At 41.8% G+C, this 25089-nt stretch carries 27 protein-coding genes and 1 pseudogene; 14 read left to right on the top strand and 14 right to left on the bottom strand.

What is annotated here, in order from left to right; translation table 11 throughout:
• Positions 1–79: 79 nt before the first annotated feature.
• Positions 80–706, top strand: coding sequence for a class I SAM-dependent methyltransferase (locus FTT98_RS03945; protein WP_168378146.1), 627 nt, complete (start codon positions 80–82; stop codon positions 704–706).
• A 47-nt stretch (positions 707–753) separates the two neighbouring features.
• Here the strand turns inward: FTT98_RS03945 and FTT98_RS03940 are convergent, their stop codons facing one another.
• Together FTT98_RS03940 and FTT98_RS03935 are read right to left on the bottom strand one after the other, a co-directional pair.
• Positions 754–1347 (bottom strand): hypothetical protein, encoded by a 594-nt coding sequence (locus FTT98_RS03940; RefSeq protein ID WP_168378147.1) that lies wholly within the window; start codon positions 1345–1347, stop codon positions 754–756.
• 55 nt (positions 1348–1402) lie between these two features.
• Positions 1403–1873, bottom strand: coding sequence for a Holliday junction resolvase-like protein (locus FTT98_RS03935; protein ID WP_078192492.1), 471 nt, complete (start codon positions 1871–1873; stop codon positions 1403–1405).
• Positions 1874–2005: 132 nt separating this feature from the next.
• On the opposite strand from FTT98_RS03935, the gene FTT98_RS03930 reads away from it, so the two are divergent.
• The 4 genes from FTT98_RS03930 (at position 2006) to FTT98_RS03915 (ending at position 5230) form a co-directional block, all read left to right on the top strand.
• On the top strand, positions 2006–2650 hold the full coding sequence (locus tag FTT98_RS03930; RefSeq protein WP_180039437.1) for a ParA family protein: 645 nt from the start codon (positions 2006–2008) through the stop codon (positions 2648–2650).
• Positions 2651–2800: 150 nt separating this feature from the next.
• Positions 2801–3922: an AI-2E family transporter gene (locus FTT98_RS03925; protein ID WP_180026123.1), complete on the top strand. Its 1122-nt coding sequence runs from the start codon at positions 2801–2803 to the stop codon at positions 3920–3922.
• A gap of 116 nt (positions 3923–4038) precedes the next feature.
• Positions 4039–4587 (top strand): superoxide dismutase family protein, encoded by a 549-nt coding sequence (gene sodC, locus FTT98_RS03920; RefSeq protein WP_180003399.1) that lies wholly within the window; start codon positions 4039–4041, stop codon positions 4585–4587.
• A 343-nt stretch (positions 4588–4930) separates the two neighbouring features.
• Positions 4931–5230, top strand: a complete 300-nt coding sequence (locus FTT98_RS03915; RefSeq protein WP_180039435.1) for a DUF3817 domain-containing protein — start codon at positions 4931–4933, stop codon at positions 5228–5230.
• Positions 5231–5333: 103 nt separating this feature from the next.
• Here FTT98_RS03915 and FTT98_RS03910 read toward each other — a convergent pair whose 3' ends face one another.
• From FTT98_RS03910 to FTT98_RS03900, 4 genes and pseudogenes are all read right to left on the bottom strand, one after another.
• Entirely contained in the window at positions 5334–6563 is a 1230-nt protein-coding gene (locus tag FTT98_RS03910) for an MFS transporter (RefSeq protein ID WP_180039433.1), read from the bottom strand.
• 290 nt (positions 6564–6853) lie between these two features.
• Positions 6854–7109, bottom strand: a pseudogene (locus tag FTT98_RS18075) (hypothetical protein); the annotation flags it as partial.
• Positions 7110–7318: 209 nt separating this feature from the next.
• The gene (locus FTT98_RS03905) at positions 7319–7690 is read right to left on the bottom strand and encodes a hypothetical protein (RefSeq protein WP_180039431.1); all 372 of its coding nucleotides are present in this window, start codon (positions 7688–7690) and stop codon (positions 7319–7321) included.
• 89 nt (positions 7691–7779) lie between these two features.
• A complete protein-coding gene (locus FTT98_RS03900; protein ID WP_180039429.1) occupies positions 7780–8847 on the bottom strand; it encodes an RNA-guided endonuclease TnpB family protein in 1068 nt (355 codons plus the stop codon).
• A gap of 24 nt (positions 8848–8871) precedes the next feature.
• Here FTT98_RS03900 and tnpA point away from each other — a divergent pair, with 24 nt between their 5' ends.
• A complete protein-coding gene (tnpA, locus tag FTT98_RS03895; RefSeq protein WP_180039427.1) occupies positions 8872–9279 on the top strand; it encodes an IS200/IS605 family transposase in 408 nt (135 codons plus the stop codon).
• Between the two features lie 171 nt (positions 9280–9450).
• Here the strand turns inward: tnpA and FTT98_RS03890 are convergent, their stop codons facing one another.
• Positions 9451–10860, bottom strand: coding sequence for an FAD-binding oxidoreductase (locus FTT98_RS03890; protein ID WP_180039425.1), 1410 nt, complete (start codon positions 10858–10860; stop codon positions 9451–9453).
• Between the two features lie 370 nt (positions 10861–11230).
• Here FTT98_RS03890 and serA point away from each other — a divergent pair, with 370 nt between their 5' ends.
• From serA to FTT98_RS03875, 3 genes are all read left to right on the top strand, one after another.
• Entirely contained in the window at positions 11231–12463 is a 1233-nt protein-coding gene (gene serA, locus FTT98_RS03885; RefSeq protein ID WP_078192852.1) for a phosphoglycerate dehydrogenase, read from the top strand.
• A 117-nt stretch (positions 12464–12580) separates the two neighbouring features.
• Positions 12581–13450 carry an EamA family transporter gene (locus FTT98_RS03880; protein WP_180026081.1) on the top strand — a complete coding sequence of 290 codons (870 nt, stop codon included), beginning with the start codon at positions 12581–12583 and terminating at the stop codon, positions 13448–13450.
• Positions 13451–13692: 242 nt separating this feature from the next.
• Entirely contained in the window at positions 13693–14562 is an 870-nt protein-coding gene (locus FTT98_RS03875; RefSeq protein WP_180026082.1) for a DMT family transporter, read from the top strand.
• Positions 14563–14690: 128 nt separating this feature from the next.
• Here the strand turns inward: FTT98_RS03875 and FTT98_RS03870 are convergent, their stop codons facing one another.
• From FTT98_RS03870 to truB, 3 genes are all read right to left on the bottom strand, one after another.
• Positions 14691–15152, bottom strand: a complete 462-nt coding sequence (locus tag FTT98_RS03870; protein WP_168378156.1) for a hemerythrin domain-containing protein — start codon at positions 15150–15152, stop codon at positions 14691–14693.
• 125 nt (positions 15153–15277) lie between these two features.
• Positions 15278–16051 carry a TSUP family transporter gene (locus FTT98_RS03865; protein WP_111884173.1) on the bottom strand — a complete coding sequence of 258 codons (774 nt, stop codon included), beginning with the start codon at positions 16049–16051 and terminating at the stop codon, positions 15278–15280.
• A 26-nt stretch (positions 16052–16077) separates the two neighbouring features.
• Positions 16078–16986, bottom strand: a complete 909-nt coding sequence (gene truB, locus FTT98_RS03860; protein WP_180165306.1) for a tRNA pseudouridine(55) synthase TruB — start codon at positions 16984–16986, stop codon at positions 16078–16080.
• A 153-nt stretch (positions 16987–17139) separates the two neighbouring features.
• Between truB and FTT98_RS03855 the strand changes: the two genes are divergently transcribed.
• The 5 genes from FTT98_RS03855 (at position 17140) to FTT98_RS03835 (ending at position 22909) form a co-directional block, all read left to right on the top strand.
• Entirely contained in the window at positions 17140–18168 is a 1029-nt protein-coding gene (locus FTT98_RS03855; RefSeq protein WP_180177043.1) for a lipase secretion chaperone, read from the top strand.
• A gap of 78 nt (positions 18169–18246) precedes the next feature.
• On the top strand, positions 18247–19191 hold the full coding sequence (locus FTT98_RS03850) for a lipase family alpha/beta hydrolase (RefSeq protein WP_373685124.1): 945 nt from the start codon (positions 18247–18249) through the stop codon (positions 19189–19191).
• 366 nt (positions 19192–19557) lie between these two features.
• Complete coding sequence (locus tag FTT98_RS03845) at positions 19558–20568, top strand: triacylglycerol lipase (protein ID WP_180177041.1); 1011 nt, start codon at positions 19558–19560, stop codon at positions 20566–20568.
• Between the two features lie 202 nt (positions 20569–20770).
• The gene (locus FTT98_RS03840; RefSeq protein WP_180177040.1) at positions 20771–21736 is read left to right on the top strand and encodes a triacylglycerol lipase; all 966 of its coding nucleotides are present in this window, start codon (positions 20771–20773) and stop codon (positions 21734–21736) included.
• A 252-nt stretch (positions 21737–21988) separates the two neighbouring features.
• The gene (locus FTT98_RS03835) at positions 21989–22909 is read left to right on the top strand and encodes a triacylglycerol lipase (protein ID WP_180177054.1); all 921 of its coding nucleotides are present in this window, start codon (positions 21989–21991) and stop codon (positions 22907–22909) included.
• Positions 22910–22970: 61 nt separating this feature from the next.
• Here FTT98_RS03835 and rplS read toward each other — a convergent pair whose 3' ends face one another.
• The 4 genes from rplS to rpsP all read right to left on the bottom strand — a co-directional run bounded on the left by rplS (position 22971) and on the right by rpsP (position 25088).
• Positions 22971–23342: a 50S ribosomal protein L19 gene (gene rplS, locus FTT98_RS03830; protein WP_078189351.1), complete on the bottom strand. Its 372-nt coding sequence runs from the start codon at positions 23340–23342 to the stop codon at positions 22971–22973.
• A 139-nt stretch (positions 23343–23481) separates the two neighbouring features.
• Complete coding sequence (gene trmD / locus FTT98_RS03825) at positions 23482–24222, bottom strand: tRNA (guanosine(37)-N1)-methyltransferase TrmD (protein WP_180175631.1); 741 nt, start codon at positions 24220–24222, stop codon at positions 23482–23484.
• 42 nt (positions 24223–24264) lie between these two features.
• Positions 24265–24813, bottom strand: coding sequence for a ribosome maturation factor RimM (gene rimM / locus FTT98_RS03820; RefSeq protein WP_078189353.1), 549 nt, complete (start codon positions 24811–24813; stop codon positions 24265–24267).
• A gap of 17 nt (positions 24814–24830) precedes the next feature.
• The gene (gene rpsP / locus FTT98_RS03815) at positions 24831–25088 is read right to left on the bottom strand and encodes a 30S ribosomal protein S16 (protein ID WP_078189354.1); all 258 of its coding nucleotides are present in this window, start codon (positions 25086–25088) and stop codon (positions 24831–24833) included.
• Position 25089: the final 1 nt, after the last annotated feature.

The following is a 25089-nucleotide window of genomic DNA, read 5'->3' as shown; positions in this document are numbered from 1 at the left end:
ATATCCACGCCCTACCACATGATTTAAAATTAAAAAGACATGAATTACACTTTAAAAAAAGCCAACAAAAATCCTCGCTATGATTTATAAATTTTATCAACAACACATTTTTCCGCATCTTTTAAATCAAGTCATGCAGGTGCCAAGCCTGATGGATAAACGACGCGAACTCCTTTTAGCCGTGTCTGGTGAGGTGCTCGAAATTGGCTTTGGTACAGGTTTGAATTTAGCGTTTTATCAAAATGTCGATACGGTTTTTGCCCTAGAACCCAATCCTGATATTTTTCATTTAGCTGCTGAACGTGTACATGCAGCGCCGTTTGAGGTACAGCATATTTTAGCCGGTGCTGAAAAATTACCCTTTGCAGATGAAAGTCTAGATCATGTCGTGAGTACATGGACCTTATGCAGCATTGCCGATATTGAAACTGCGCTTGAAGAAATCTACCGCGTCCTTAAACCAACAGGGACATTTCATTTAGTAGAGCATGTACAACACAATGAAAATCGGAAAATTAAGCAGTTACAACACCTACTGACGCCCATTCAAAAGAAAGTCGCGGATGGCTGTCATCTGGATCGTCATATGCAAAAGTTGCTTGAAGATGCCCAGTTTGAATGTTTTGAAACGCAGTATTTTGATGCAGAAGGCATTCCAAAAATTGGTCAGCGCATGTTGCTCGCCCGCGCACGGAAGTTGAGTTAAAGCGTCCAAGGCCATGTTTAAGCACAATCAAATATAGATAAAAGTACCTAGTCTTTGATTAGTCGAATGGCATTAATTTTTAGGATATGACAGGGCTTTTTATTCAACACATTATAGGTGTTATACGACTTCCCTGTTTTGATGGAATGCACATCCACCCATTCACCCAAAATCTCCACGCGATCACCTGATTTTAAACGCCGAATACGATTTGCGACATCTTCGGATTGAGCAATCACACTAACATTTTGCAATTCGGACTTGAGCTGTTCAATTTGTGTCGAGGGCGCGTCTTTCGCTTGCACACTAAAACAGCGGTTCTGCTGAGACCATTCAAGATGGTATTTTAAAGATTGGATATCATTTGCGCCTGAACTCAGTAGCAGATCAATATTGCTGACATAGGCCAAGTCTTGAAAGCCACCCACCACAGTCGGTGCTGCCGGATGTAGTGTACGACTACTGGCACTGTAGTAGCGTTTATCCAACAGCAAATATTCACCGGAAAATGCCTGAGTCGCTGTGACCTGAAAATTTTTCAGCACACCTGTCTGCTCTAAATGTGGAATGGCACGAAAATATTCAGACCATATCCACAGCATGAGCGCAAAAACGGCTGCAGTCGCTAAGAGTTTTTCCATGTGAATATTCTGTCCTTATTACTTTTCTACGCTTCTGAGCCTGAATCACGCGAGCTTAAATATGCTCAAAATCAATTCGGATGGTTTCAAAACGCACTCGCCCTTCGGCAATGGCTTGAGCAATCGCTTGTTGCCCTTTGGTCAAACGTGCCCCACCACTTTTAATATCAATCAGCACCACTTCGATGTCTTCAGCGAGTCCATCACCATCACGAAAATCAGTGTAACCATCAAAAACCACATAATCGATCGGGTCACCGAGAAACTTTGCATCGCTAGGTAAATACTGAAATTCAGGCATGATCGGCGCCATTTGTTCAGCCATTTTGCCTTTTAAAACAGCACGACTGGTATTTACACTGCGTTTTTGTGCATGGGCCAATGCCTGCTGATGTTCCAATTCTAGTTCTGCAATATATTGCTCGTATTCTGCCTTAATCCTTCCATTGCGACTGCCACTTAATATTAAGGTGGTCAGTACAATCCCAATACACGCGCCAATGAGCATGGCCATCCAGACAGACATTTAAAATTCCTAATCTTTTTAATATATTACAGCGAAACGTATAGAAAAAACTTAGACTTTGGTTCTTTGTCATATTCCCCGCATTAAACAATGATATGCTAGGGATGAGCAGAATAAAATCTATTTAGGTCGATGAAAACGATATTAATTGCCAATCAAAAAGGTGGTTGTGGCAAAACCATCACAGCAATCAGTTTAGCCTCTGCACTTGCGCAAAAAGGTTATAAAGTGGCCTTGGCAGATGCTGACAATCAAAAGTCTGCACGTCAATGGCTCAAACAGCGCCCAGAGACTGCCGCCCCAATTCAGAGCCTAGATTGGCGTCATGAAAAGTCGATTGGTGATGTACCAAAAGGGATTGAATATCTAATTATCGATGCACCGGGTGCGTTATCGGGTGAACATGCAGATCAGTTGGTCAGTGAAGCCCATGCCATCATTACCCCGCTACAACCATCTTTCTTTGACATCGACTCGACCCGTCGTTTTTTAAAGCATTTGCAAGAAATTAAACGGATTCGTAAAGGTAAAGTCCAAATCTTATTGCTTGCCAATCGTGTAAAACACAATTCTGCTCATTCCAAAGAAATTCAAGATTTTTTCAATAAAGTTGAACAACAGCCCGTTGCTTGGATTTCTGAACGTACCGCTTATGGTCAACTTGCCATGCAAGGTCTTTCAGTTTTTGACAAAACGCAAAAATTGTACCTCGGTATGCAACAACAATGGCAACCTGTGCTCAATGCCATTATTGAAGACGAAGCCGAGTGGTTTTAACCCATCATTCCACATTTCGCTGATATAAAGGCCAATCTTGCAAGGATCTAGCCTGAAAGATATTCACCATAAGTTAACAAGCTCTCGTTTTCGGGAGCTTTTTTTTCGGTTAAGATTGAACACAACATGATGAAAAAATCAGAGCACGCATTGCCAACGTTCGCACCTACATTACAAAAAGTCTTATTGTTCGGATTATTTTTTATCCTGATTTTTTTGAGCTTTAGCGTACTCAAATACTTTATTGTGCCCGTCGTTTGGGCTGCGATTATTGCTTATATGACATGGCCGCTGTATCAATCAGTACATCGTTTTTGTGGCAATCGTGCAAATCTAAGTGCGGCGCTGATGATCTTACTGGTGGTACTCGTGGTGGGTCTGCCGGTGATTTTTGCAATCTTCTTGTTACAACATGAAGGCCGTAACTTGTATTTTGAATTACAAAAGCAAGTTTTCTCTGGTCATGTCAATGTGCCTGATTTTATTCGCCAACTGCCGTTTATTGGTAAAGAAGTCAGTCGTACCCTGCATGAACTGAACAATGACCCGAACAGTATTATTCAATCGGTACAAATTTGGATTCAGGGGCATTTGAACTACGGTAAAGTTCTGGTCGGCGAAGTCAGTAAAAATATCTTTAAGCTGTGTTTTGCCGTGATGTCTTTATTTTTCTTCTATCGTGATGGTCAAACCATTTTAAGTCAGGTCAGTAAAGCCCTCGAAATGGTGATCGGGCCACGTATTCATCATTATCTTGCCACTATTTCGGATACTACACGTGCCGTAGTGTATGGCATCGGTCTTACCGCCATTGCCCAAGCTTTACTTGCCGGTGTTAGCTATTTTGTCGCCGATGTGCCTAACCCAATGTTATTAACCATCATTACCTTCATGTTGGCACTGATTCCTTTTGGCCCACCGATTTCATATACCGCTGTATCGTTGTGGTTATTTTCACAAGGTCAAACCATTGAAGCCATTGGCGTCATGGCTTGGGGTGTTTGTGTGGTGAGTACAGCCGATAACGTGATTCGTCCTTTAGTGATTTCAGGGGCAACGCAGATTCCATTCTTATTAATCATGTTTGGTGTTTTGGGTGGGATCGCCAGTTTCGGTCTTGTTGGTTTATTTATCGGGCCAGTGATCTTGGCTGTATTGTTAGCCATTTGGCGTGAATGGTTGCATGAAACCCAAATTGAAGCCGTCATGATGCCCAAAGCAACGTTGGCACATAACTTAGACAATATAGATGATAAGCCTGAACAACCTTAATTCAGGCTTGAATTCATTAAACAAATATTACAATCAAATACTTAAATTATCTGTCATCCTGTATTCGCATCTGTTTCAATGGTTGAGACTCCATAAAAACAGACAGGATGCCAAACATGTCTTCACTATTTAAATTCGGTGCGCTTGCTGCGGTCAGTGCCCTGATGTTTACAGGCTGTGCGAGTACCTCGACTTCAACAGGTCTGAATGCAAAAACCGTGACGGTCAATGCCGTGACTGCTCAAGGTATTGGTCAAAGCATCGGTCAAATTAACTTGGTTGATAGCCCTGCTGGCTTGGTTATTCATACCAATTTAACCCAGCTTCCTCCGGGTCCACACGGTTTCCATATTCATGAAAAAGGTTCTTGTGCCCCAGCTGAAAAAGATGGAAAAGTGGGTGCTGCACTCGCTGCGGGTGGTCACTTTAACCCTAAAGCTGCACCTCACCACGGTACACCGTTAACCGGTCACATGGGTGACTTACCGATCCTTCAAGTTCAAACGGATGGCACAGCAAAAGTGAATTTAATTGCACCACGCTTGAAATTGGCGGATGTACAAGGCTTAGCCATCATGGTCCATGCCGGTGGTGATAATTACTCTGACGACCCTAAACCTCTAGGCGGTGGCGGTGACCGTATTGCCTGTGGTGTGATTCAATAATCAACTTTGCATATAGATTTGAACAAGCGGACTTTAAGTCCGCTTTTCTCTTACCTAAAATAAGCAGTTTATTGAAAAAATTCAGTCTACTTTCCAAAATATCCTCAGCATGTCATTGTCCACAAAAACACACTACCGAAATAGATATTGCTCAAACGCTAATTATGAAAAGCCGAAACTCAATAATGGCTTTAGCATATATTGAATTAAACCAAGCCCATCACTCAGAATTAATTTATTAAAATACATCAACTTAAGGATTTTATCTGTTTAATAAATATTAGGTTTGGCCCATTATTTCAGGTACACTCAAGGCTTAAATGACTTTGAATGTAAACTGTACATGAATATCAAGACCTTACGTATTGTGGGCCTATTAGAAGGCATTTCATTTCTATTATTATTGTTTATTGCTATGCCCATGAAATACCTGATGGACAATCCAATTTTGGTGAAATACGTCGGCATGGGTCATGGTGTGCTCTTTATTGCATTCTTGGCGGTGCTGTTTGTGGTCTGTGAAAAACAAAAATGGTCCCTTAGTGTGTTTTTAATGGGCCTGATTGCTTCTATTTTGCCTTTTGGTCCTTTTATTTTTGATCGTAAATTAAAGCAGTCTGAACAACTTACTACACAAAATTAATCGTACAATTTAAAAAGCCCAACCACTTGATCAAACACATTGTCGGGCTTTTTTTATCGCTGATTTATGGGTAGATAATAGCGAACTACCGTTTAGCCTACTTTTAAAACTCACCCCTAGCTTTACGCTGCTGCATAATCTTTTTAACAAAAAACCGTGGGAAACTAAACCACAGTAAAATTAAGCCAACGCCGGTCAAGCTATACGCCCATAAGCCAAAGCCTTCATACAGCACCCGCACCAACTCGATCACCGCGAAGAATGAAATCATCATTAAAACTGAAACGGCTGCTGCCACAGTGCCCTTCGATACCTCAGATGACATCAAGGCAAAACGGTATAATACGGAGAAACTAATGCCTTCACCAAAACTGACCAAAGTCATTCCTATAATCAGTAACGTTAAAAAATAAGTCGGTGTGAACATGCCAAGCACTACCAAGCCTGTTCCCAACAGCATCAACGGTAAACCAATCATGACCGATTGACCTAAAGGCAATTTGTCGATAATTTTAATCAACACCAAGTTCCCAATAATCAAACCGCCCAATACGGGGAATTGTGCCAAACCATATTGCATGCTACTGAGCCCTAATTCCTCCACCAAGATCACTGGTGACAGTGCAATCCAGAGCATCAATGGCATTGCCACCATCGGCAGTCCAAAAGTCAGGGCCAAAAAGCGTTTATTTTTCAATACCTGTTTAAAGTCATCAAAAATATAACCAATCGGCTGTTTCGGAATACTGATCTGCTGCGTCGGCATTTTGGCTTTTAAACCAAACCCACTCAGAAAGGACAGAAAAGCAATGCCAATAAAACCCCAATGCCATGACACATGATCAATCATAAAGGCACCAAGTACTGGCCCCATCAAGGGTGCAAGTAAGGAAATATTGGCCATCAATGCCATGACTTTAATGGCGTCACGCTCTTCAAAAGTTTCCTGAATGGCGGCATAGCCCACAGCAGAAATTACGGATAATCCAAAGCCTTGTAAAAAGCGCAGGGTTAAAAAGCTTTCAATAGTGTCGGTCAGTAAAATCGCCAAACAACACAGTGTGAAAAAAGCCACACCACCGAGCAGTACGACTTTACGGCCGAGGCGGTCAGACAAAGGCCCTAAAATAGCCGCGACACACGCGCCACCAAGTAAATAAAACGACATGGAAGAAGGTGCCCACGCACTACTCACCCCAAATTCTTGGGTAATGGCAAGCATAGCTGGCTGGACTAAATCGTTACCGATATAGACTGAAAATTCAAATAACACCAATGCCAAAGGAAACATCAACGTGGCACGGCTTAACTTTGCAGTATGTACGTTTTGCATTGTTATCTACATATAAAAATGTGTCGGAATCAGGCATAGTCTATATTCGTGGAAAGACGCGTCAGCTCAATGACAAACACTGTAAAATATTAAAATATAAAATTTGGAGAGTGCAGGAAATTTGCAAGGTTTGCGCCGTATTCACAAGACGCCAATAAGAAATTCATCAGAACTTAAACAGCAGATCGTACGTACCGAGTAAGTTCATCTAGTTTAGCAGCGTTTTCTCTAACTGTATGTGTATTTTTTGGCTTTATTCAGCATCAGGTGTTTTGGCTAGTGCACACAGAAAACGATTCTGCTTCAAATCCACGATGTGGGTGTTCAAGCACACCTTTTTTCAGTTGGGTTGGTTTCAGAAACCTAATCCCTAAATGGTCGAACAATAAAAAAGGCGACACGGTATTGCCCAATTCATAATGGGAAAAATACGGAGGTGACAGGGGCAAAATCCCCCACGGGTGAACCTGAGTCATTGACGTGGATGAAAATTAAGATACACGGAAACTCATTCGCAACTGTCCGAGTCAGGACACACTTCAACATGTAACGTTTCTGCGACCTACTCAATAGAAGAAGGTATTTGACGAGTTTTGCGGTAAGGAGGTTGCTCCGCAAGTTGGTTTCCTTACGAAGCACACTTCTCATTTTACCGAAACAAAAGTAGATACCAGCTCCAATCATCGAATTTTAAATGAAAGGACCTCGCCATACTGAATATTTTATAAAAAATTTAGACCGTATCTTTTTACAGTTTAAGGACACTTCGTCGCTTGGAAAGTCTTGGTATTTTTACCACGTTGGCACTGATATTCCTTCTGCGTATTTACGCGATTCCACTCCCCATCCACAAATCTAAAACTATAAATGGTACGAATCGATTTCACTGAATCATCCATCAAACCCGTTTCAGTCACTTTCACCTGTCCTGCATTTGGTGATTCCACACGGTTAAAGTACTGACGAATTTCCACAGTCGACAGCTCTTTACTCAAATCGGGACGTTCTTTTAACACCTGATCGAGTGGTGTAGCAGAAGAACCCACTTTAGACACAATTTTCTGCGTTGTCGCACAACCCGCTAACATCCCCACACACAATGCAGAAACAACCATTAAACGATTCATAAGCCCAACTCAAAATTATGATTTACCACATTATCATGCAGATTTTTTACAGAAAACACTATTTAAGCAATTTGACATCCTCACCTCCCTTAAACGGAGGTGATTCCTACAGCTAGACGCTTATGCCCAAGCGCAAGAATGTTCTTTGCAGCATTAATGTCCCGATCATTTAGACTGAGACATTTTTTATTACTGCACTGCCATTCTCTTATTCGCAAATCTATCCTACCTGTCGGACTACTTGCGGTGATCTCACCGCAGCACGAACAGATTTGGGAGGTGAAACTCTCATTGACTTCCTCAAACAATACGCCTGCGTTCTCGCATTTATACTTGAGCATTGTTTTTAGTGCCGAAAATCCTGTGTCTAAAACAGATTTCGCCATTTTAGTTTTTACGAGTTTCTTAGCACTGAGATCACCAACAACAATCAATGCATTTTCCTTAACAAGCATGCTGCTTGCCTTATGCAAATGGTCTTTACGACTATTTGCAATTTTTGCATGTAATGCACGTACACGCTTCTTGTTGTTTGCTCGTTGAGCAATTCCTAGTTTCTGTTCATATTTTCGATAGAATTTAGGATTTGAAATCACGGTACCATCTGAACAGGTTGCAACGTCCTTTAAGCCTAGATCAATGCCTATGGCTTTGGTGGCTGTCGGTTTTTCTTGTTTCAGTGAATCCACTACAAGGCACACATACCAACGCCCACGACTATCTTCAACAAATGAGCCTGTTTTAATACAGTATTTACTTAAGCCATAGCTATCCCATAGCTTAAATTGTTGTTTGCCATATTGAACATATCCATCAGCGTATTTGATCGCTACTTTCTTAAACGGTATCCATCCAAGTGATCTTCTTGCTGATTTCTTATTGCTGACACGCCATTTAAGCTTGGCTTTTTTAAACTGCTTTCTTCGGGTAACGAGTTCAGCAGAAATCGCCTGAATGGTTTGGCTGTGTAATCCACACTCTTTAGATGCGCCTTTGGTGTACTTATCAATGTCATAGGATGAAAGAAATTCACCCTTTCTCTTTAAATGTTTAAACCCTAAATCATTCACATAATTCCAAACAAAGTTCACCTCAGATGCCAATTGGTCTAGCACCTTGCAATGTTTGTCTTTTATGCGTAATTTAAGTGTTTTCATGCTTTATATTTTAATTGGTCTATCATGGTAAATCAAGAAATAAGATCAGGTCGCCACTGTGTTTTTAATATGCACGTTCACTTGGTATTTGTGACTAAATATAGAAAAGACGTTTTTACAAAATCAATGCTTGATTCAATGAAAAGGATGTTTAAAAAAGTCTGTTTGGACTTTGAAGCTGAATTAACCGAATTTAATGGCGAAGACGATCACGTTCACTTATTAATCAATTATCCACCCAAAGTTGCTGTTTCAAATTTAGTGAATAGCTTAAAGGGTGTTTCAAGTCGCCACTTAAGGAAAGAATTTCCTGAAATTAAAAGCAAATTATGGGGTGGCTCTTTATGGTCGCCAAGTTACTTTGCTTCAAGTTGTGGTGGTGCGCCATTGGAGATTATTAAGCAATATATTAAACAACAATCATCACATTAACACCTAACGGTGGTCGCTTATATCCCCAACATGAACGATGGGGGGGCTTTTCGCTCCATTTGGTAAATCAACATGACAAAATAGATGTATATTAAGCTGTTTAAAAAATCGGAGTTAAAATAAGGCATAAAAAAACGCATCCGAAGATGCGTTCTAGTACGTCTTTAAAAATTAAAGATCGAATAATTTACCCGGGTTCATAATCGCATTTGGATCGAATACTTTTTTCAAAGCTTTCATATATTCGATTTCTTCTGCTGAACGGGTGTAGTCAAGGTAAGGCTTTTTGGTCATGCCTACACCGTGTTCTGCCGAAATTGAACCGTCATATTTTTTCACAGTTTCAAATACATATTTGTTCACGACTTGGCATTTTGCAAAGAATTCATCTTTAGACAAATCCGCAGGTTTCAAAATATTTAAGTGCAAGTTACCGTCACCAATATGACCGAACCAGCAAATTTCAAAGTCTGGGTAGTTCTCTGCCACAATTGCATCAATTTCTTTAATAAATGCAGGTACATGCGTAATCAGTACTGAAATATCATTTTTGTATGGGGTAAATGGTGCAATCGACTCTGAAATGTCTTCACGTAAACGCCATAAGCTATGTACTTGGTCTAGGCTTTGGCTCATCACGCCATCCAGTACCCAACCTTGTTCCATGCAATGTTCAAAGATTTCCATTGCCGCGTCCATAATCGGTTCAAATGGTGCTTCAAACTCAAGTAATACATAGAACGGACATGGCGTTTCAAACGGACGTTGAACATGACCATTGTCCAATACTTTTTGCATTGCAAGTTCACCAAAGAACTCAAATGCAGTCAGGTCGATTTTCTTTTGGAAAGCATGCAATACCGGCATGATTGCATCAAAATCAGGTACACCCAGAACCAATACTTGTAGATCGTGTGGTTGACGTTCGAGCTTAATTTCAGCTTCAGTTACTAAACCTAAAGTGCCTTCACCACCAATAAATAAGTGTTGTAGCGCATAACCTGTCGCGTTTTTGATCATGCCTTTGTTCAAACGCAGGATGTCACCTTTACCAGTCACTACAGTCATACCCAACACCCAGTTACGAGTCATACCGTATTTGATGACTTTAATACCACCGGCATTGGTCCCGATGTTGCCACCAATTTGTGACGAACCTGAAGATGCAAAATCTACTGGGTAGTACATGCCCTGTTCTTCAGCATAGTTTTGCAGTTGTTCAGTTACCACACCTGCTTGTACACGAACCATACGGTCAGCGGGGAAGAATTCCAAAATTTGGTTCATCTTGTCCATGCTCACCACGATTTCACCGTTGGCTGCTACCGCACCCGCAGATAAACCGGTACGACCGCCACTTGGGGTAATCGCTACATTAAATTGGTTTGCGAGTTTGACAATTTGTTGAACTTGTTCAGTGCTTGACGGGAAAACAACGACCGACGGGTTTGGATCGAAGTGCTTAGTATGGTCACGACCCCAATTTTGGAGACTATCCGCATCGGTTTTAATTCGGCTTTCGCCAACAATAGCGGTCAATTGGGTCAATAACTCTGGGGTTAAAGCGACTGGAGCATTCATCGTTTTCAGACCTTGCAAGAAGTAAACAAGTTTTTTTAAAGGTCCAGATCATCTTCAGTTAAAACTGCGGCAATGCATATTTTAAGAAGAAGCCTGAAACTGGGGGCATTCAATCAGTAGCGGAATCGTACTGATTAGCTTGAGTCGCATTATTATAAGCTATAACTGGCTTTTTTTGACAAAACCGATAGAAAAAGCTGTTTTTGCAATGTTTTGTTGAATATTACAAGGTTAATTCGACCATTTTCGACCTGTTCTGACACATCATTTGCCAAAATAGCAACGTCTTGGGTCATAAAGGAAATGTATATCGGCTAATTTCCTATGCTATTATATGCGCACTAAATTTGGCCTTTGTAGCGGAGCCGTAATGAGCCAACATCTTTCTCTACCTAAAGATAAAATTCGTTTCTTGTTGTTAGAAGGCGTTCACCAAAACGCAATCGACACTCTAAATGCTGCCGGATACACCAACATTGACTACCGTAAAACTGCGCTTGAGGGTGAAGCGTTGAAAGAAGCGGTTAAAGATGCTCACTTCATTGGTATTCGTTCACGTACTCAATTAACTGAAGAAGTTTTTGAAGCGGCGAACAAACTGATTGCTGTGGGTTGTTTCTGTATCGGTACAAACCAAGTGAACTTAAATGCTGCAATGATTCGCGGTATTCCAGTATTTAACGCACCATACTCAAATACGCGTTCAGTTGCTGAACTAGTACTTGCTGAAGCGATTCTATTACTTCGTGGTGTTCCTGCAAAATCTGCTTCAACTCACCGTGGTGGTTGGAACAAGTCTGCAGTTGGTTCATTTGAAACTCGTGGTAAAACTTTAGGTATTGTTGGTTACGGTTCGATTGGCTCGCAACTTTCTGTACTTGCTGAAAGTTTAGGTATGCACGTAATTTATTACGATGCCGTAACTAAACTTCCAATGGGTAATGCACGTCAAGTCGGTTCTATGGGTGAACTTCTTGCCAATGCAGACGTCGTATCTCTACACGTTCCAGACGTTCCATCAACTCGCAACTTCTTCGGCAAAGACCAATTTGCTCAAATGAAAGAAGGCGCAATCTTCCTCAATGCTGCACGTGGTACATGTGTCATCATTGAAGATCTTGCTGATGCAATCAAATCTGGTCATATTGCTGGTGCGGCTGTAGACGTATTCCCTAAAGAACCTAAAGCAAACGGTGAAGAATTCGTTTCTCCACTTCGTGGCCTAGACAACGTGATTTTAACCCCTCACGTTGGTGGTTCTACGATGGAAGCGCAAGCGAACATCGGTCTTGAAGTTGCTGAAAAATTCGTTGCTTACTCTGATAAAGGTATGACTTTATCTGCAGTGAACTTCCCAGAAATCGCGTTACCGTTGACTGAAGGCAAACACCGTTTACTTCATATCCACAAAAACGTGCCAGGCGTTCTTTCAAAAATCAACAACTTGTTTGCTGAACACGGTATCAACATCTCTGGTCAGTCATTAATGACTAAAGGCGATGTGGGCTATCTTGTGATGGACGTTGATGCAACTGCATCTAAAGAAGCTTTGGATACTCTTCACGAAGTGGAAGGTACCATCCGCGTTCGCGTATTGTTCTAAATTAATTAGACACTGAAGCCACAGCCTTCGGGCTGTGGTTTTTTTATTGTAGTAGACTTTTAAAATCTGGCTTTTGCCAATCTCCCGCTATTCGAGTCATCGAAACAAATTTAGTCTATGCCAAATTTTAAAGTTGCACCGGCTGTCCAAGCACCGCTGATCTTGCTTATTGCCATGATCAGCATGCAAAGCAGCGGTTCCTTTGCCAAATATCTTTTCGGTCAATTTCCCATACTGACCGTTTCGGCCATGCGTTTAATGCTGGGCGCTTTGATCTTGGCGATTATTTTTAAAGTTTGGCAGATCAATTTTAAACAAGTGAAATGGTCGTCTATTCTGAGCTATGGCTGTGCCTTAGCAGGGATGAATGTATTATTTTACTTGTCGATTGATCGTCTCCCGCTCGGCATTGCCGTCTCTTTTGAATTTATGGGCCCGCTCAGTGTCGCACTATTTGCTGCACGCCGAAAATTTGACTTTATTTGGGTCGGACTGGCTATTTTAGGCCTTATCCTACTTTTTCCTTTTGACCAAGCTGCACAACGACTTGATCCTGTTGGCATTGCCCTCGCCCTTGGCGCAGGTGCCTGTTGGGCACTCTATATTGTGGCAGGTCAGAAACCCTCTGGCGTTTCAGGCAACCATACGGTTTGTTTAGGTATGTTTGTCGGCATGTGTATGCTCATGCCAATTGCATTATTTGTAGGGATTCCTGCACATGCCTTTGAACCGATGAGCCTCTTTTATTTTCTTGCTTTAGCCACCTTAGCCAGTGCCATCCCCTTTAGCTTAGAAATGATTGCGCTCCGCAATTTAACGGCACTCAGTTTCGGAACGCTTATGAGCCTAGAACCTGCAATTGCAGCACTCTCTGGTTTTGTTTTCTTAAATGAACAATTACTTTGGACCCAGTGGTTAGCCCTTGCTGTCATCATCTGTGCCTCGATTGGGTGTACCTATACCACGCAAAAAGCCAAAGTCATTTAAATTCAAAATATGTTCCCACTGACAATGGATGAACTGCATGAATCTCAGACTCAATTTTTTGAATTCAAATTGAATCATGATGTGCTCAGTCCTGCTCTTACATCCGCCGAACCTTAGAATATTAAATTTAGAACCCATCATGATTTGATCAAATGTTAAAATTCACTCAACTGTCAGCATTAACCGCTATACTGTACTGATTCAAAAATAGGGCTCAACGCCGCCCAACAACTGTGTGCCGCATGCCAAATTCACAACTTCTTGCTGTTGTTTTCATGGTGCTCTCCATGATCTCCTATCAGATCAGTGCTTCCTTTGCCAAACAACTGTTTTTGGTACTAGACCCACTGAGCGTGACCATTTTAAGGCTGTGTTTTGCCTCGATTATTATTTGTTTGATGTTCCGCTCTTGGCACATTTTAAAACGGCTGTCATTTTTAAAATGGCGTGATTTACTCTGCTATAGCGCAGCCCTGTGCCTCATGAATGTCTTGTTCTATATGTCACTGGGCAAACTCCCTCAAGGCATTGCTGTAGGACTGGAGTTTATTGGGCCTCTAGGTTTGGCATTGCTGTCGATTAAAAATCGTAGTGACTATATTTGGGTGTTTTTGGCGATCTTAGGGATTGCGTTGATGGTGCCTTGGGGACAAGCCCAGAGTGGTAATTTCTCACTGATTGGTGCGGCGTGTGCCTTGGCTGCCGGACTCTGTTGGGCCTTTTATATTTATTTCGGGCAAAAAGTGGTACACCAAAATATTGGCATGCATGCACTGACCATTGCCATTAGTTTATCGGCATTGACCTTATTACCCATCGGCCTCTATAACAACGCAGCAGCTTTATTGGATACACAATATTGGCCTAAAGCACTATTGATTGCCATTTTAGCCACAGCGATTCCCTATGCCCTAGACCTCAAAGCCTTGAAGATTCTAAGCAAGCTGAGTTATGGCACATTGTCGAGTATCTCACCTGCTCTGGCAGCTATTACGGGTATGGTTTTATTGGGAGAACGTATCGGCATGTGGCAATGGATCGCACTGGTGTGCATTATGCTCGCCTCAGTCGGGGTGACGATGCGTTCCTCTAAATCGGAAACAGCCAGCTAAATTTTTAAAGGCAAAATAGTTAAATAAAAATGGCGGGATTGCCGCCATTTTTCAACAAATTGTCTAAGCGCTCTTACATCTAAGCTTTTAAATACAAGGTTCGAAAAAGTCTAGATTCTATACAGGACTTAACCGGTCAGACTGTCTTTATCCGCTTTTTTATATTTTTTATACTCGGCTAAATATTGTTTGGCCAAGGCTTCTTTTTGCTTATCATCCAATATTTTACCGGCTTGTTGAAAGAAACCGTGTTCCTCTTCCTGTAAATGATGATGCACTGTTTCTGAAAGTTTTTTGGCAATGGCCAGCCAGCCCGGATTGCTAAATTCAGTCTCAGTCAACTGCTCTAAAAGTTCGTCCATTTCATGATGTTCAGCCAAGGCATGACGGGTAATATTCAGCCCCGAATCGGTCATCATTAAAGGAATATAAAAATATCGGTCTTCCCCGACAGCATGCGCGAATAATTCATTTTTAAGTCGGTCAAACAAATCCCGACGTTCTGGACTATCACCAGAAGTTTGTACTAATTGTTCTGCAAGCGCTCTTTGTTGTTCATGACTTTGACGTAAAGCTTCAAAAATATTCATTCTGATGATGCCCTCTGATGCTTAGCGATAGCTGAGTATTTTTTTAATTCAGCAAAATAAAGTGCTTCATTTTTATACTAAACATATCCGCATCAGAATACAGCGCAGCTCTGTTAAGTTTTGTTTTAAGCTTGTCCCGTAAAGGTTTGATACCCTAGCCGTACAATCAAAATACTCACCAAAATCAAAAATAGAATTCGAATAAAGCCACTACCGTATTTAATTGCCGCACGTACACCAACGATCGAGCCTAAAATATTTGCTACAGCCATCATTAAGCCTATAGCAAATAACACATGGCCAGTGGGCGCAAAAAAACTCAGTGCTGCAAGGTTGGTGGTTAAGTTGGCGACTTTTGACAAAGCAGAGGCATGTAAAAAGTCTGCTTGTAGATAACGAATAAAAAAGAAAATAAAGAAACTGCCAGTGCCAGGTCCAAAGATGCCGTCATAAAAGCCAATCACCAGACTACCAATAGCGGCAAAACCGAGGATTTTAGGAGTCAGTTCTTGGCGTACATGCACCTGACCAAATTGTTTTTTGGCAAAGGTATAAATCGCAATCACGATCAACATGACCAAAACGAAAGGACGTAAGACTTCTTTAGGAATCATTGATACACAGGCTGCTCCCACAAAGGAGGCAACAAATGCACAGCTTGCAATGACCGCAAGTAATTTCCAACGGAGTTTGACTTGGCGTAAAAAAGAATAGGAAGCTGACGCTGTACCAAAAATCGAAGACAACTTATTGGTGCCAAACACCGTCGCCGGAGATAAGTGCGGCATGGCATTCATAATGGCAGGAATTTGAATCAGTCCGCCACCGCCAACAGCTGCATCAATTGCACCAGCAAAAAATGCAAAAAATAGCAGGCTTAAGATGATTTCAATTTCCATAATTTGGCTTCAGTGGCTGTTAATGACTATTCCAGATTTAATACACGTTTTGGTACTAAGCGCTTACGATCGGTAATTTCCGCTAGACCTAAGCAACGTTCCCCATCAAATACCAAAACCTGCGCTTCTGCCTCATGTTCAATATTACTTTCCATGCCACGACTGAAATATTCTGCACGCCCTTCTGGCGCTTGCACTTTGCAGAAATGATCGACGGGTGAATACACCGGCAGCAATAATGCTTCACGCTCCACTTCAGTCAAGCTTTCCAAATATTCAATGGTGTAAGTTGGATTAAGGTCAAAATGCCCCGTTTGCGTACGGTGTAGATAGGTCAAATGTCCAAAAGTACCTAATGCTTTGGCAATATCTTCGCCTAAAACACGAATATACGTGCCTTTGGAACAGGTGATATCGAGTGTAATACTATTCTCATCAAATGATAATAACTCGATGGCATAAATCGAAATCGGACGTGCTTCACGCTCAATTTCTATGCCTTTACGCGCCAACTCGTACAGCGGGCGACCTTCTTTTTTCAGCGCAGAATACATCGGTGGAATTTGTTGAATATCTCCCACGAACTGTGCCAACACCTGCTGAATCGTGGCTTCCGTCAAAACAGGTACGGCTTGTTCCATCAGTACCTCACCTTCCACATCACCCGTCGTGGTGCTGTGTCCTAAAAAGACCGTGGTTTGATAACGCTTGGTCGAGTCGAGCAAGAAATGTGAAAATTTCGTCGCTTCACCCAAACAAATCGGCAATAAACCTGAGGCTAATGGATCTAGCGCACCTGTATGTCCTGCTTTTTGTGCTCGATACAACCAACGCACTTTTTGTAATGCAGCATTCGAGCTAATGCCCAAAGGCTTATTTAATAAAAATACACCATGTACTGGACGACGCTGAATCTTAGGAGAAGCTTTTTTCATGACTAAAATAGGGCAAAAAGAGAACTGCGCCATGGTATCAATCCATGCTAAGCGTTTACAACTTTTCTATGTTTTTATCATTCTTTTATGTCATATTGAGTTCACATTTAGAACTCATAAAACAATTAAAACGGAATAAAGGTGCATTGGGATATGCAAAAAAATAAACTCTGGCTGATTTTAGCCATTGTGGTTATTGCGGCAGCCGCATTCATGTATTGGCTTACGCCAAAAACATCACAAAATGATCCTTCAGATCAATCGATTCAACAACAAAATACGCCTTTAGCTCAGGGCGAAAATGCTACAGCACAAGCCACAAGCGGTTCTTCACTGCTCAGTCCAAGTCAACAAGACACGGAAGTTAACTGTCAAATCAGTATGGATGGTTCAAACCACCTGATCGTGAACGAACAAACACGGAATTGTTTTGAATATTTCATCACTCAATATGGTGAAAAGTCGATAGATCAAATCAAAAAGGATTTTAAAGCCTACATTGCACAAGGTCATAAAGAACCGGCGCTGTCCCAAATTTATGATTTGTGGGATCGCTATATGAAATATCGTGAACAATTAGGTAATTTACAGCCACCAAGTGACGACAAAGAATCTCCACAATATTATCGCTCGATCTACAGCAGCACACAGAATTTAAGAAAACAGTTCTTTTCTGATTATGAAATTGAAGGTTTATTTGGCAAGGAAAATACCTATCACGAATACACGCTGAAACGCATGGAAGTGGTGAATGACAAAAAACTGTCTGAGTCTGAAAAAGCCCAAAAACTAAAAGCTCTGTTTGATGAGCTCCCAGAAGACTGGAAAGAAAATCTGGAACAAATCAATAAACTTGAAGATTTACGCAAACTCACAGCGGACATTAAAGCCCGTGGTGGTTCAAGCGAAGAAATCCATCAAATGCGGTTAAATTTAGTTGGTCCAGAAGCCACTCAGCGCCTTGAAAATCTAGACACCCAGCGCAGCTCTTGGAAATCTAGTGTGAATCAATATCTCACAGAGCGTGACAGTATTGTGAAAAGCAATATGAGTGACAGCGCTAAACAACAAGCAGTACAGCAGCTCCGTAATCAACATTTTAAATCGAAGGAAGATCAGCTCCGCGTCAGTACCTTTGAATCTGTGCATGATCAGGGTGGAAAATTACCTTTCGCAGAATAAGTGCAAATAACAATTTAAAAATAACTTCAATTTCAGGATGAAATGATGAAAAAATCACAAGCTCTTTTATGCGCAATTATGGCTGCATCAGCAGCGATCGCCAGCACACAATCCCAAGCTGCAGCAGGACTCCAACATGTCACCGCCAACAGCTCGGCAAACTATGCCAAGACCAAATATCCGATTGTGTTTACCCATGGTATGTTCGGGTTTACTCGCATTGGTTTTGACAGCTTTGGCATGGATTATTTTTATCAAATTTTGCCAGATTTAGCTCGTAATGGGGCCAATACCTTTGCTGCCCAAGTTTCACCGCTAGAGTCGACAGAAGTCCGTGGTGAGCAATTGCTCTCTCAAGTCGAAGAGGTTCTTGCTCTGACCGGCCAATCCAAAGTGAACCTCATTGGTCATTCACATGGTGGACCGACAACTCGCTACATTGCAGCGATCAAACCTGAATATGTGGCTTCGGTGACTGGGGTTGCAGGCACTTATCGTGGCTCTCTAGTCGCAGATAAAATCCAAGCGAATAAAACTATTAACTCAGTCTTTGGAGTCCTTGGCGATCAACTCTTAGCACCGATTATTACTTGGGCTGAAGGCAACTCGAGTCTACCCAACAGTGTTGATGCATCACTTACCGCGATCAGTGAAAAAGGTTCTGCTGAATTTAATGCAAAATTTCCAACCGCAGCACTGGCTGCGAACTGTAATCAGTCGGGTGCCAAAGTCGACAATGGCGTGTATTACTACTCATGGACAGGTACAGCGCAAACCACAAATGTATTAGATGTACTAGATACAGTGATTAGTCAGCTTGCCCCTTTGGCCTATGGAAATCGTGACAATGACGGTTTGGTTGGACGCTGTAGCACCCACATCGGACAAGTAATCCGTGATGACTACAATCACAACCACTTAGATGAAGTGAATATGATCTTTGGCCTACGCAGCCTATTTTCACCTGACCCAGTTGCGCTCTATCGCCAACATGCCAATCGTTTAAAATTACAGGGACTTTAACTCAAAAGTTAGTTCCCTTTCAGCACTGAACAGGACGTCTTTGGACGTCCTTTTTTGTTTACAATTTTTTTATTTGTACGCATTAAACAATTTAATTCAATAAGTTATTAAATGATAACAACTAAAATAAATAGCAAAAATAAAAGACGAATGTATATAAATGTACTTATCACCTCAATGCCTTCCATGTCCTAAAATGACATGGAATTTCAAACCGAGCATGAAAAAATGACAAGGCATCTTTGTCTATTCAAACTCTCTAAAATCAAAGATATGGCCTGGCCAATCACAAAGATGTTGCTTAAAAACAGAGAGTATTTTCATGATTAAAAAGTAATAAAAACAACATCAGATCAAGGAACATTTATGCGATCTTTAGTAAACACGGCCAAGATGGCCTCTGTAGCTGCAGTTGCAGGCTTAGCGATGAGTATATCGGCAAGCACTCAAGCTGCGCCTAGCGTCCTCCAGGTGAAGGAAACGGCAAAATCTGACTATGCAAAAACCAAATATCCAATTTTAATGGTACATGGTTGGCTCGGTTGGTCACGTATCGGTACCGACACCATTGGACTGGATTATTGGTACCAAATCTTGCCAGATATGGCACGAAATGGCTCAACCGTATTTGCAGCGCAATTATCTCCTGCAAATACCACAGCACATCGTGGCGAGCAGTTAATTGCACAAGTTGAAGATGTTTTGGCTATTACAGGGAAGCCAAAACTTAACTTAATCGGTCACTCTCATGGCGGCCCAACGGTATTGTATGTGGCTCAAACGAAACCTCAGTACATTGCGTCTATTACAGGTGTTGCAGGGACCTATCACGGCTCTAAAGTAGCGGATGATATTCAAGGCAACTCACTTTCTCGTACTGCCTTCAATATTTTAGGTGATTATATTGTCGGTCCACTGATTGCTTTGGGTCAGGCAAAACCAGAGCTTGAAATTGATTTTGATGCTTCAATGAAATCATTATCACAAAAAGGTTCTGCTACATTTAACAGTACGGTTGCAAAATCTGCTGTAGCTGACGGTGTTTTGGCTTCTTCAGAAAATTGCAGTAAGAACTTAAAGCAAGTCGACAGTAAAGGCATCCGATACTATTCATGGACCGGTGTTGCACAAACCACGAATATCCTTGATATCGATACGATCCTGATGCAACTCGGGCCATTGTCTTATGGTAATAAAGACAATGACGGTATGGTTGCACGTTGTAGTGCTTATATCGGTAAAGTCATTAATGACAGCTACAAACTTAATCATACCGATTTAGCCAATATGATGTTCGGCTTAACGGGGCTATTTGCACAAGATCCTGTTGCGCTGTACCGTCAACATGCTAACCGTTTAAAACTGCAAGGACTTTAATTCTTATCGTTGAAGTTTAAATGCAATAAGGGGGCTTCGGCCCTCTTATTTACTTTTATCAATCTGAAAATTCGTGATCTTTTATTTTGTTACATTTAGCGTCACAGTTAATCTTTTTCAATTTGCAACAGGTGATCATTATTGCTTTATTAGAAGTGACAATAAATATTGTCATAAAACAATAATACATTGAGGATCGCTCATGAAATACGGACCATTTTTAGCAGGTTTAATTGCAGCTACGTGCATTGGTAATGTATCTGCATCGCAAGCAACCCAAGTCACCGCCAAAGCTAGTTCTAGCTATGCAAAGACCAAATATCCAATCGTATTTAACCATGGTATGGGTGGTTTCATTACCGTTGGTACGGACTCATTTGGACTCGACTATTGGTATCAAATCCTGCCTGATCTTGCCCGCAATGGTGCAAATGTTTGGGCAACGCGCGTATCGCCGTTTAACTCTACCGAAGTGCGTGGCGAACAACTTTTACAACAAGTCCTTGAAATCCGAGCACTCACCGGTGCGGATAAGGTGAATTTGATTGGACATAGCCATGGTGGGCCAACAATTCGTTATGTTGCCGGTGTTCGCCCAGATGTCGTGGCTTCATTAACCAGTGTTGCAGGACCTCATCAAGGCTCCCCTGTTGCAGACTTAATTTTAAAAGCTGAAGGCACCGCTGTCGAAGCACCCTTGGTTGGAGCTGTGAATTTTGTCTCTAAAGCCATCGTTTGGGCGCAAGGTCTAGATCCAAAGACTTACCCTCATGACGCATTGGCAGGTGGTTCAAGTTTAACGCTAGCGGGTTCTGCAAAGTACAATGCCGCATTCCCTCTGGGCTTGCCTAAATCCAATTGTGCTGATGGCAATAGCGTGGAAAAAGGCATTTATAACTATTCATTTACAGGTGTGGGCCAAATCACCAATATTTTAGATTTAGACTCAGCCCTAAAAGTGACCGCATTACTGATCGATGGCGGAAAAGACAATGATGGCCTCGTATCACGCTGTAGTGCCAAATTTGGTAAAACCATTCGTGACAACTACAACTGGAACCATTTAGATGAAGTCAACCAAGTGCTTGGTCTCAAAGCGCTATTTGCACCAGATCCTGTCGATGTCTATCGTCAACATGCCAATCGTTTAAAACTTCAAGGTTTATAATTTAGTAAAGCTATACATTAAACCCTGTAAATTCAGGGTTTAATGATATTTCTATTAATTAATTTACAAAATCATCTTCATTCCGTCGATTAGTTCGCACATTTCACTTTCCTTTTCTTATAATCCTTAATGACAATAAAAATTGTCAAATAGACGCGTTTGTCTATTTCCAAACTGAACTGAATCACAGTTTGAATACCAAAACAAAAAGAAAGGAATGAAAAATTGCTCTGCGCCACGCTCCTTGCAAGTATGGCAGTGACCCAAACGCATGCTGCATTGGGTATACAGCAAGCGACCACTAAAAAAGTCATCGACAATTATGCTGAAACCAAATACCCCCTAGTGTTTGTACACGGGATGTTTGGTTTTAATCGCTTAGGCGGTGCCGTTTTTGGTCTAGATTATTGGTATCAAGTTCTCCCTGATTTGGCAAGCCATAAGGCAACGGCCTTTGCTACACAAATCTCCCCGTTGGAGTCCATTGAAGTTCGCGGTGAACAACTGTTAGACCAAGTTGAACAAGTGGTTACGATTACAGGCAAACCTAAAGTGAATTTAATTGGTCACTCACATGGTGGCCCTACGGCTCGATATATTGCTGGTGTACGACCTGATTTGATTGCCTCTGTCAGTACAGTCGCAGGAACCAATGACGGTTCACCTGTGGCGGATTTAGTACAGAGCGTGCCGATTTTAAATGGCGTATTAGCGACTGTCATGGATGCATTAATGACCCCAGTGATTAACTTCGCCCAGCAGTCTAATCTGCCTTCAAATTTTAAAGCTTCGATCTACAGTATGTCTCAACCAGGTGTGAAAGCTTTTAATGCAAAATTCCCGCTCGGTATGCCTGCAACCAAATGTGCTGATGGCCCAAGTGTTGCCAATGGCATTAGCTTCTATTCATGGACAGGTATTTCCAACACCACCAACTTACTTGATCCAGATACGATCTTTACCGCAATGGGGCCAATTGCATTTAGCGGACAACCGAACGATGGCTTAGTGAGCCAATGTAGCAGTAAATTGGGTAAAACCGTCCGTGATAATTACAAGTGGAACCATTTCGATGAAGTCAACCATGTATTGGGCCTAAAAAGTATTTTTGCCCCGAGCCCAGTCGATGTTTATCGCCAACATGCCAATCGTTTAAAACTTCAAGGTTTATAATTTTCTTTCTCGCATAAAAAATGCGCCAAAAGGCGCATTTTTTACAGCGTTGTAAAACAAATTATTTTGCTTTACGAGCTGGTAATTTTTCACGAATACGTGCAGCTTTACCAGACAATTCACGTAGGTAGTAAAGTTTAGCACGACGAACGTCACCTCGACGTTTCACTTCGATACCAGCAACGATTGGTGAGTGAGTTTGGAATACACGCTCAACACCGAAACCGCTAGAAATTTTACGTACTGTGAACGCAGAGTTCAAACCACGATTTTTCTTAGCAATTACAACACCTTCAAATGCCTGAAGACGTTCACGCTCACCTTCTTTTACTTTAACTTGAACAACTACTGTGTCACCAGGAGCAAAAGCAGGGATGTCTTGTTTCAACTGTGCATTTTCAACAGCTTGTACTAAAGGATGTTTACCGCTCATGGGGTATCTCCGATTATGCGAGTTAGAAGAGGTCTAATCATCGCTGGGGCTAGAGGCTAAAGCGCATAGACCCGATTGACTTTCCCTTTATGCTTGACCGCTTCAATGCATAAAGAGCCTAATATAAGATTTAAAAAATTTAAACCTTGGAATCTTTTAGCCATTTCTTTTGCTGCTTGGTCAATTCAACTTTTTCAACCAACTCAGGTCGGCGTTCTAAAGTGCGTTGATATCGCTGCAAAAACCGCCATTTCTCAATATTGGCATGATGTCCCGATTTTAATACTTCAGGAACATCTAAACCTTCAAAATGGTCTGGCTTGGTATATTGTGGGTAATCTAAAAGACCATCCACAAATGAGTCTTGCACATGTGATTGTTCATCAGACATTGCACCCGGAAGTCTCCGAATCACACTATCCAATAAAACCATCGCAGGGAGTTCACCACCAGACAAAACGTAATCGCCTATTGACCATTCCTGATCAACATATTGTTGGATCAAACGCTCATCTACACCTTCATAACGACCACACAATACAATCAAACCATCATATTTGACGAAATCTTGTACCGCAGGTTCATTTAAGGTCTTTCCTTGCGGCGACATATACACCACAGGGACATGAACAGCACCCGCTTGCTTGGCAAGCTCTTTGGAACGATGAATTGCTTTCGCTAATGGCTCAGCCATCATCACCATACCTGGACCACCACCAAATGGACGCTCATCCACTCTTTTGTAGTTGCCCTCAGCAAATTCGCGTGGATTAATACAATGAACTTGCACAATGTCACGTTTTGCTGCGCGCCCGCTAATACCGTAGGCTGTAATCGCTTCAAACATTTCAGGAAAAAGCGTAATGACTGCAAAAAACATCGCAGACTCCTCTATTTTCCTGCTGCGTCAATCCTTAAAGGATTAATAATCTACGCCCCAATTTACGTAGATACGACCAGCTTCGAGATCAACACGCTGTACCACATCTTTATGCCATGGAATCATTCGCTCTTCGCTATCGACGCTGTCAGCAGTAGCGCGAACTACCATCACGTCGTTAGCACCTGTTTCAAACAATTCGTGGATTTGACCGAGGTTGACTTCTTGCTCATCTTCTCCAAGACCTAACACTGTTAAGCCCTTCAAATCTGACCAGTAATACTCGTCCACGCCTGCTTGAGGCAGTTGCGATTTAGAGATCCAGATATTTGCGCCAACCAAGTTATCTGCCGCGGTACGATCACTCACACCTTTTAGCGAAACAACTAAGCCTTTGCCATGTGGTTTCCAACGTTTTACATCTACTGTTTGCCAACCTGCTTTAGTCTCAATGTACCAAGGGAGGTAGTCAAAAATATTGCTCATAGGTTCTGTATTGGAATAGACCCAGAGCCACCCATTTAATCCATATGCTGAACGTAGCTGTCCAATCTGAATACGATCTTCGGGAACATTCTGTGTTGGTGTCATGGGTAACCTACTACTAATTAAGCAGTAGCTGCAGCTTTCTTAGCTTCAGCAGCTAAAGAAGCAACACGTTCTGAAGGTTGAGCACCTTGTGAAACCCAGTGAGCAAAACGGTCAGCATCTAAACGAAGTTTTTCTGCTTTACCTTGAGCTGTAGGGTTGAAGAAACCGATACGTTCGATGAAACGACCGTCACGTGCATTACGGCTATCAGTCACAATGATTTGATAAAACGGACGTTTTTTAGCACCACCGCGTGCAAGACGAATAACAACCATG

The sequence above is a fragment of the Acinetobacter sp. YH12039 genome, assembly GCF_013420015.1.
In the GTDB taxonomy this organism is placed as follows: domain Bacteria; phylum Pseudomonadota; class Gammaproteobacteria; order Pseudomonadales; family Moraxellaceae; genus Acinetobacter; species Acinetobacter amyesii.
The sequence above is the reverse complement of the archived record's forward strand: the minus strand, read 5'-3'. Positions and strand labels throughout refer to the sequence as shown.

What these genes read in the sequence shown, in the direction of transcription:
- FTT98_RS03915 (WP_180039435.1), top strand. Translation starts at nt 4,931, where the DNA reads ATGAATATCAAGACCTTACGTATTGTGGGCCTATTAGAAGGCATTTCA.
- trmD (WP_180175631.1), bottom strand. Translation starts at nt 24,222, where the DNA reads ATGTTTTTTGCAGTCATTACGCTTTTTCCTGAAATGTTTGAAGCGATT.
- FTT98_RS03900 (WP_180039429.1), bottom strand. Translation starts at nt 8,847, where the DNA reads ATGAAAACACTTAAATTACGCATAAAAGACAAACATTGCAAGGTGCTA.
- FTT98_RS03910 (WP_180039433.1), bottom strand. Translation starts at nt 6,563, where the DNA reads ATGCAAAACGTACATACTGCAAAGTTAAGCCGTGCCACGTTGATGTTT.
- FTT98_RS03935 (WP_078192492.1), bottom strand. Translation starts at nt 1,873, where the DNA reads ATGTCTGTCTGGATGGCCATGCTCATTGGCGCGTGTATTGGGATTGTA.
- FTT98_RS03850 (WP_373685124.1), top strand. Translation starts at nt 18,247, where the DNA reads ATGGCTGCATCAGCAGCGATCGCCAGCACACAATCCCAAGCTGCAGCA.
- sodC (WP_180003399.1), top strand. Translation starts at nt 4,039, where the DNA reads ATGTCTTCACTATTTAAATTCGGTGCGCTTGCTGCGGTCAGTGCCCTG.
- FTT98_RS03870 (WP_168378156.1), bottom strand. Translation starts at nt 15,152, where the DNA reads ATGAATATTTTTGAAGCTTTACGTCAAAGTCATGAACAACAAAGAGCG.
- FTT98_RS03930 (WP_180039437.1), top strand. Translation starts at nt 2,006, where the DNA reads ATGAAAACGATATTAATTGCCAATCAAAAAGGTGGTTGTGGCAAAACC.
- FTT98_RS03940 (WP_168378147.1), bottom strand. Translation starts at nt 1,347, where the DNA reads ATGGAAAAACTCTTAGCGACTGCAGCCGTTTTTGCGCTCATGCTGTGG.
- truB (WP_180165306.1), bottom strand. Translation starts at nt 16,986, where the DNA reads ATGAAAAAAGCTTCTCCTAAGATTCAGCGTCGTCCAGTACATGGTGTA.
- FTT98_RS03945 (WP_168378146.1), top strand. Translation starts at nt 80, where the DNA reads ATGATTTATAAATTTTATCAACAACACATTTTTCCGCATCTTTTAAAT.
- rplS (WP_078189351.1), bottom strand. Translation starts at nt 23,342, where the DNA reads ATGAGCGGTAAACATCCTTTAGTACAAGCTGTTGAAAATGCACAGTTG.
- tnpA (WP_180039427.1), top strand. Translation starts at nt 8,872, where the DNA reads ATGGTAAATCAAGAAATAAGATCAGGTCGCCACTGTGTTTTTAATATG.
- FTT98_RS03880 (WP_180026081.1), top strand. Translation starts at nt 12,581, where the DNA reads ATGCCAAATTTTAAAGTTGCACCGGCTGTCCAAGCACCGCTGATCTTG.
- FTT98_RS03865 (WP_111884173.1), bottom strand. Translation starts at nt 16,051, where the DNA reads ATGGAAATTGAAATCATCTTAAGCCTGCTATTTTTTGCATTTTTTGCT.
- rimM (WP_078189353.1), bottom strand. Translation starts at nt 24,813, where the DNA reads ATGACACCAACACAGAATGTTCCCGAAGATCGTATTCAGATTGGACAG.
- FTT98_RS03845 (WP_180177041.1), top strand. Translation starts at nt 19,558, where the DNA reads ATGCGATCTTTAGTAAACACGGCCAAGATGGCCTCTGTAGCTGCAGTT.
- rpsP (WP_078189354.1), bottom strand. Translation starts at nt 25,088, where the DNA reads ATGGTTGTTATTCGTCTTGCACGCGGTGGTGCTAAAAAACGTCCGTTT.
- FTT98_RS03890 (WP_180039425.1), bottom strand. Translation starts at nt 10,860, where the DNA reads ATGAATGCTCCAGTCGCTTTAACCCCAGAGTTATTGACCCAATTGACC.
- serA (WP_078192852.1), top strand. Translation starts at nt 11,231, where the DNA reads ATGAGCCAACATCTTTCTCTACCTAAAGATAAAATTCGTTTCTTGTTG.
- FTT98_RS03875 (WP_180026082.1), top strand. Translation starts at nt 13,693, where the DNA reads ATGCCAAATTCACAACTTCTTGCTGTTGTTTTCATGGTGCTCTCCATG.
- FTT98_RS03840 (WP_180177040.1), top strand. Translation starts at nt 20,771, where the DNA reads ATGAAATACGGACCATTTTTAGCAGGTTTAATTGCAGCTACGTGCATT.
- FTT98_RS03905 (WP_180039431.1), bottom strand. Translation starts at nt 7,690, where the DNA reads ATGAATCGTTTAATGGTTGTTTCTGCATTGTGTGTGGGGATGTTAGCG.
- FTT98_RS03835 (WP_180177054.1), top strand. Translation starts at nt 21,989, where the DNA reads ATGGCAGTGACCCAAACGCATGCTGCATTGGGTATACAGCAAGCGACC.
- FTT98_RS03855 (WP_180177043.1), top strand. Translation starts at nt 17,140, where the DNA reads ATGCAAAAAAATAAACTCTGGCTGATTTTAGCCATTGTGGTTATTGCG.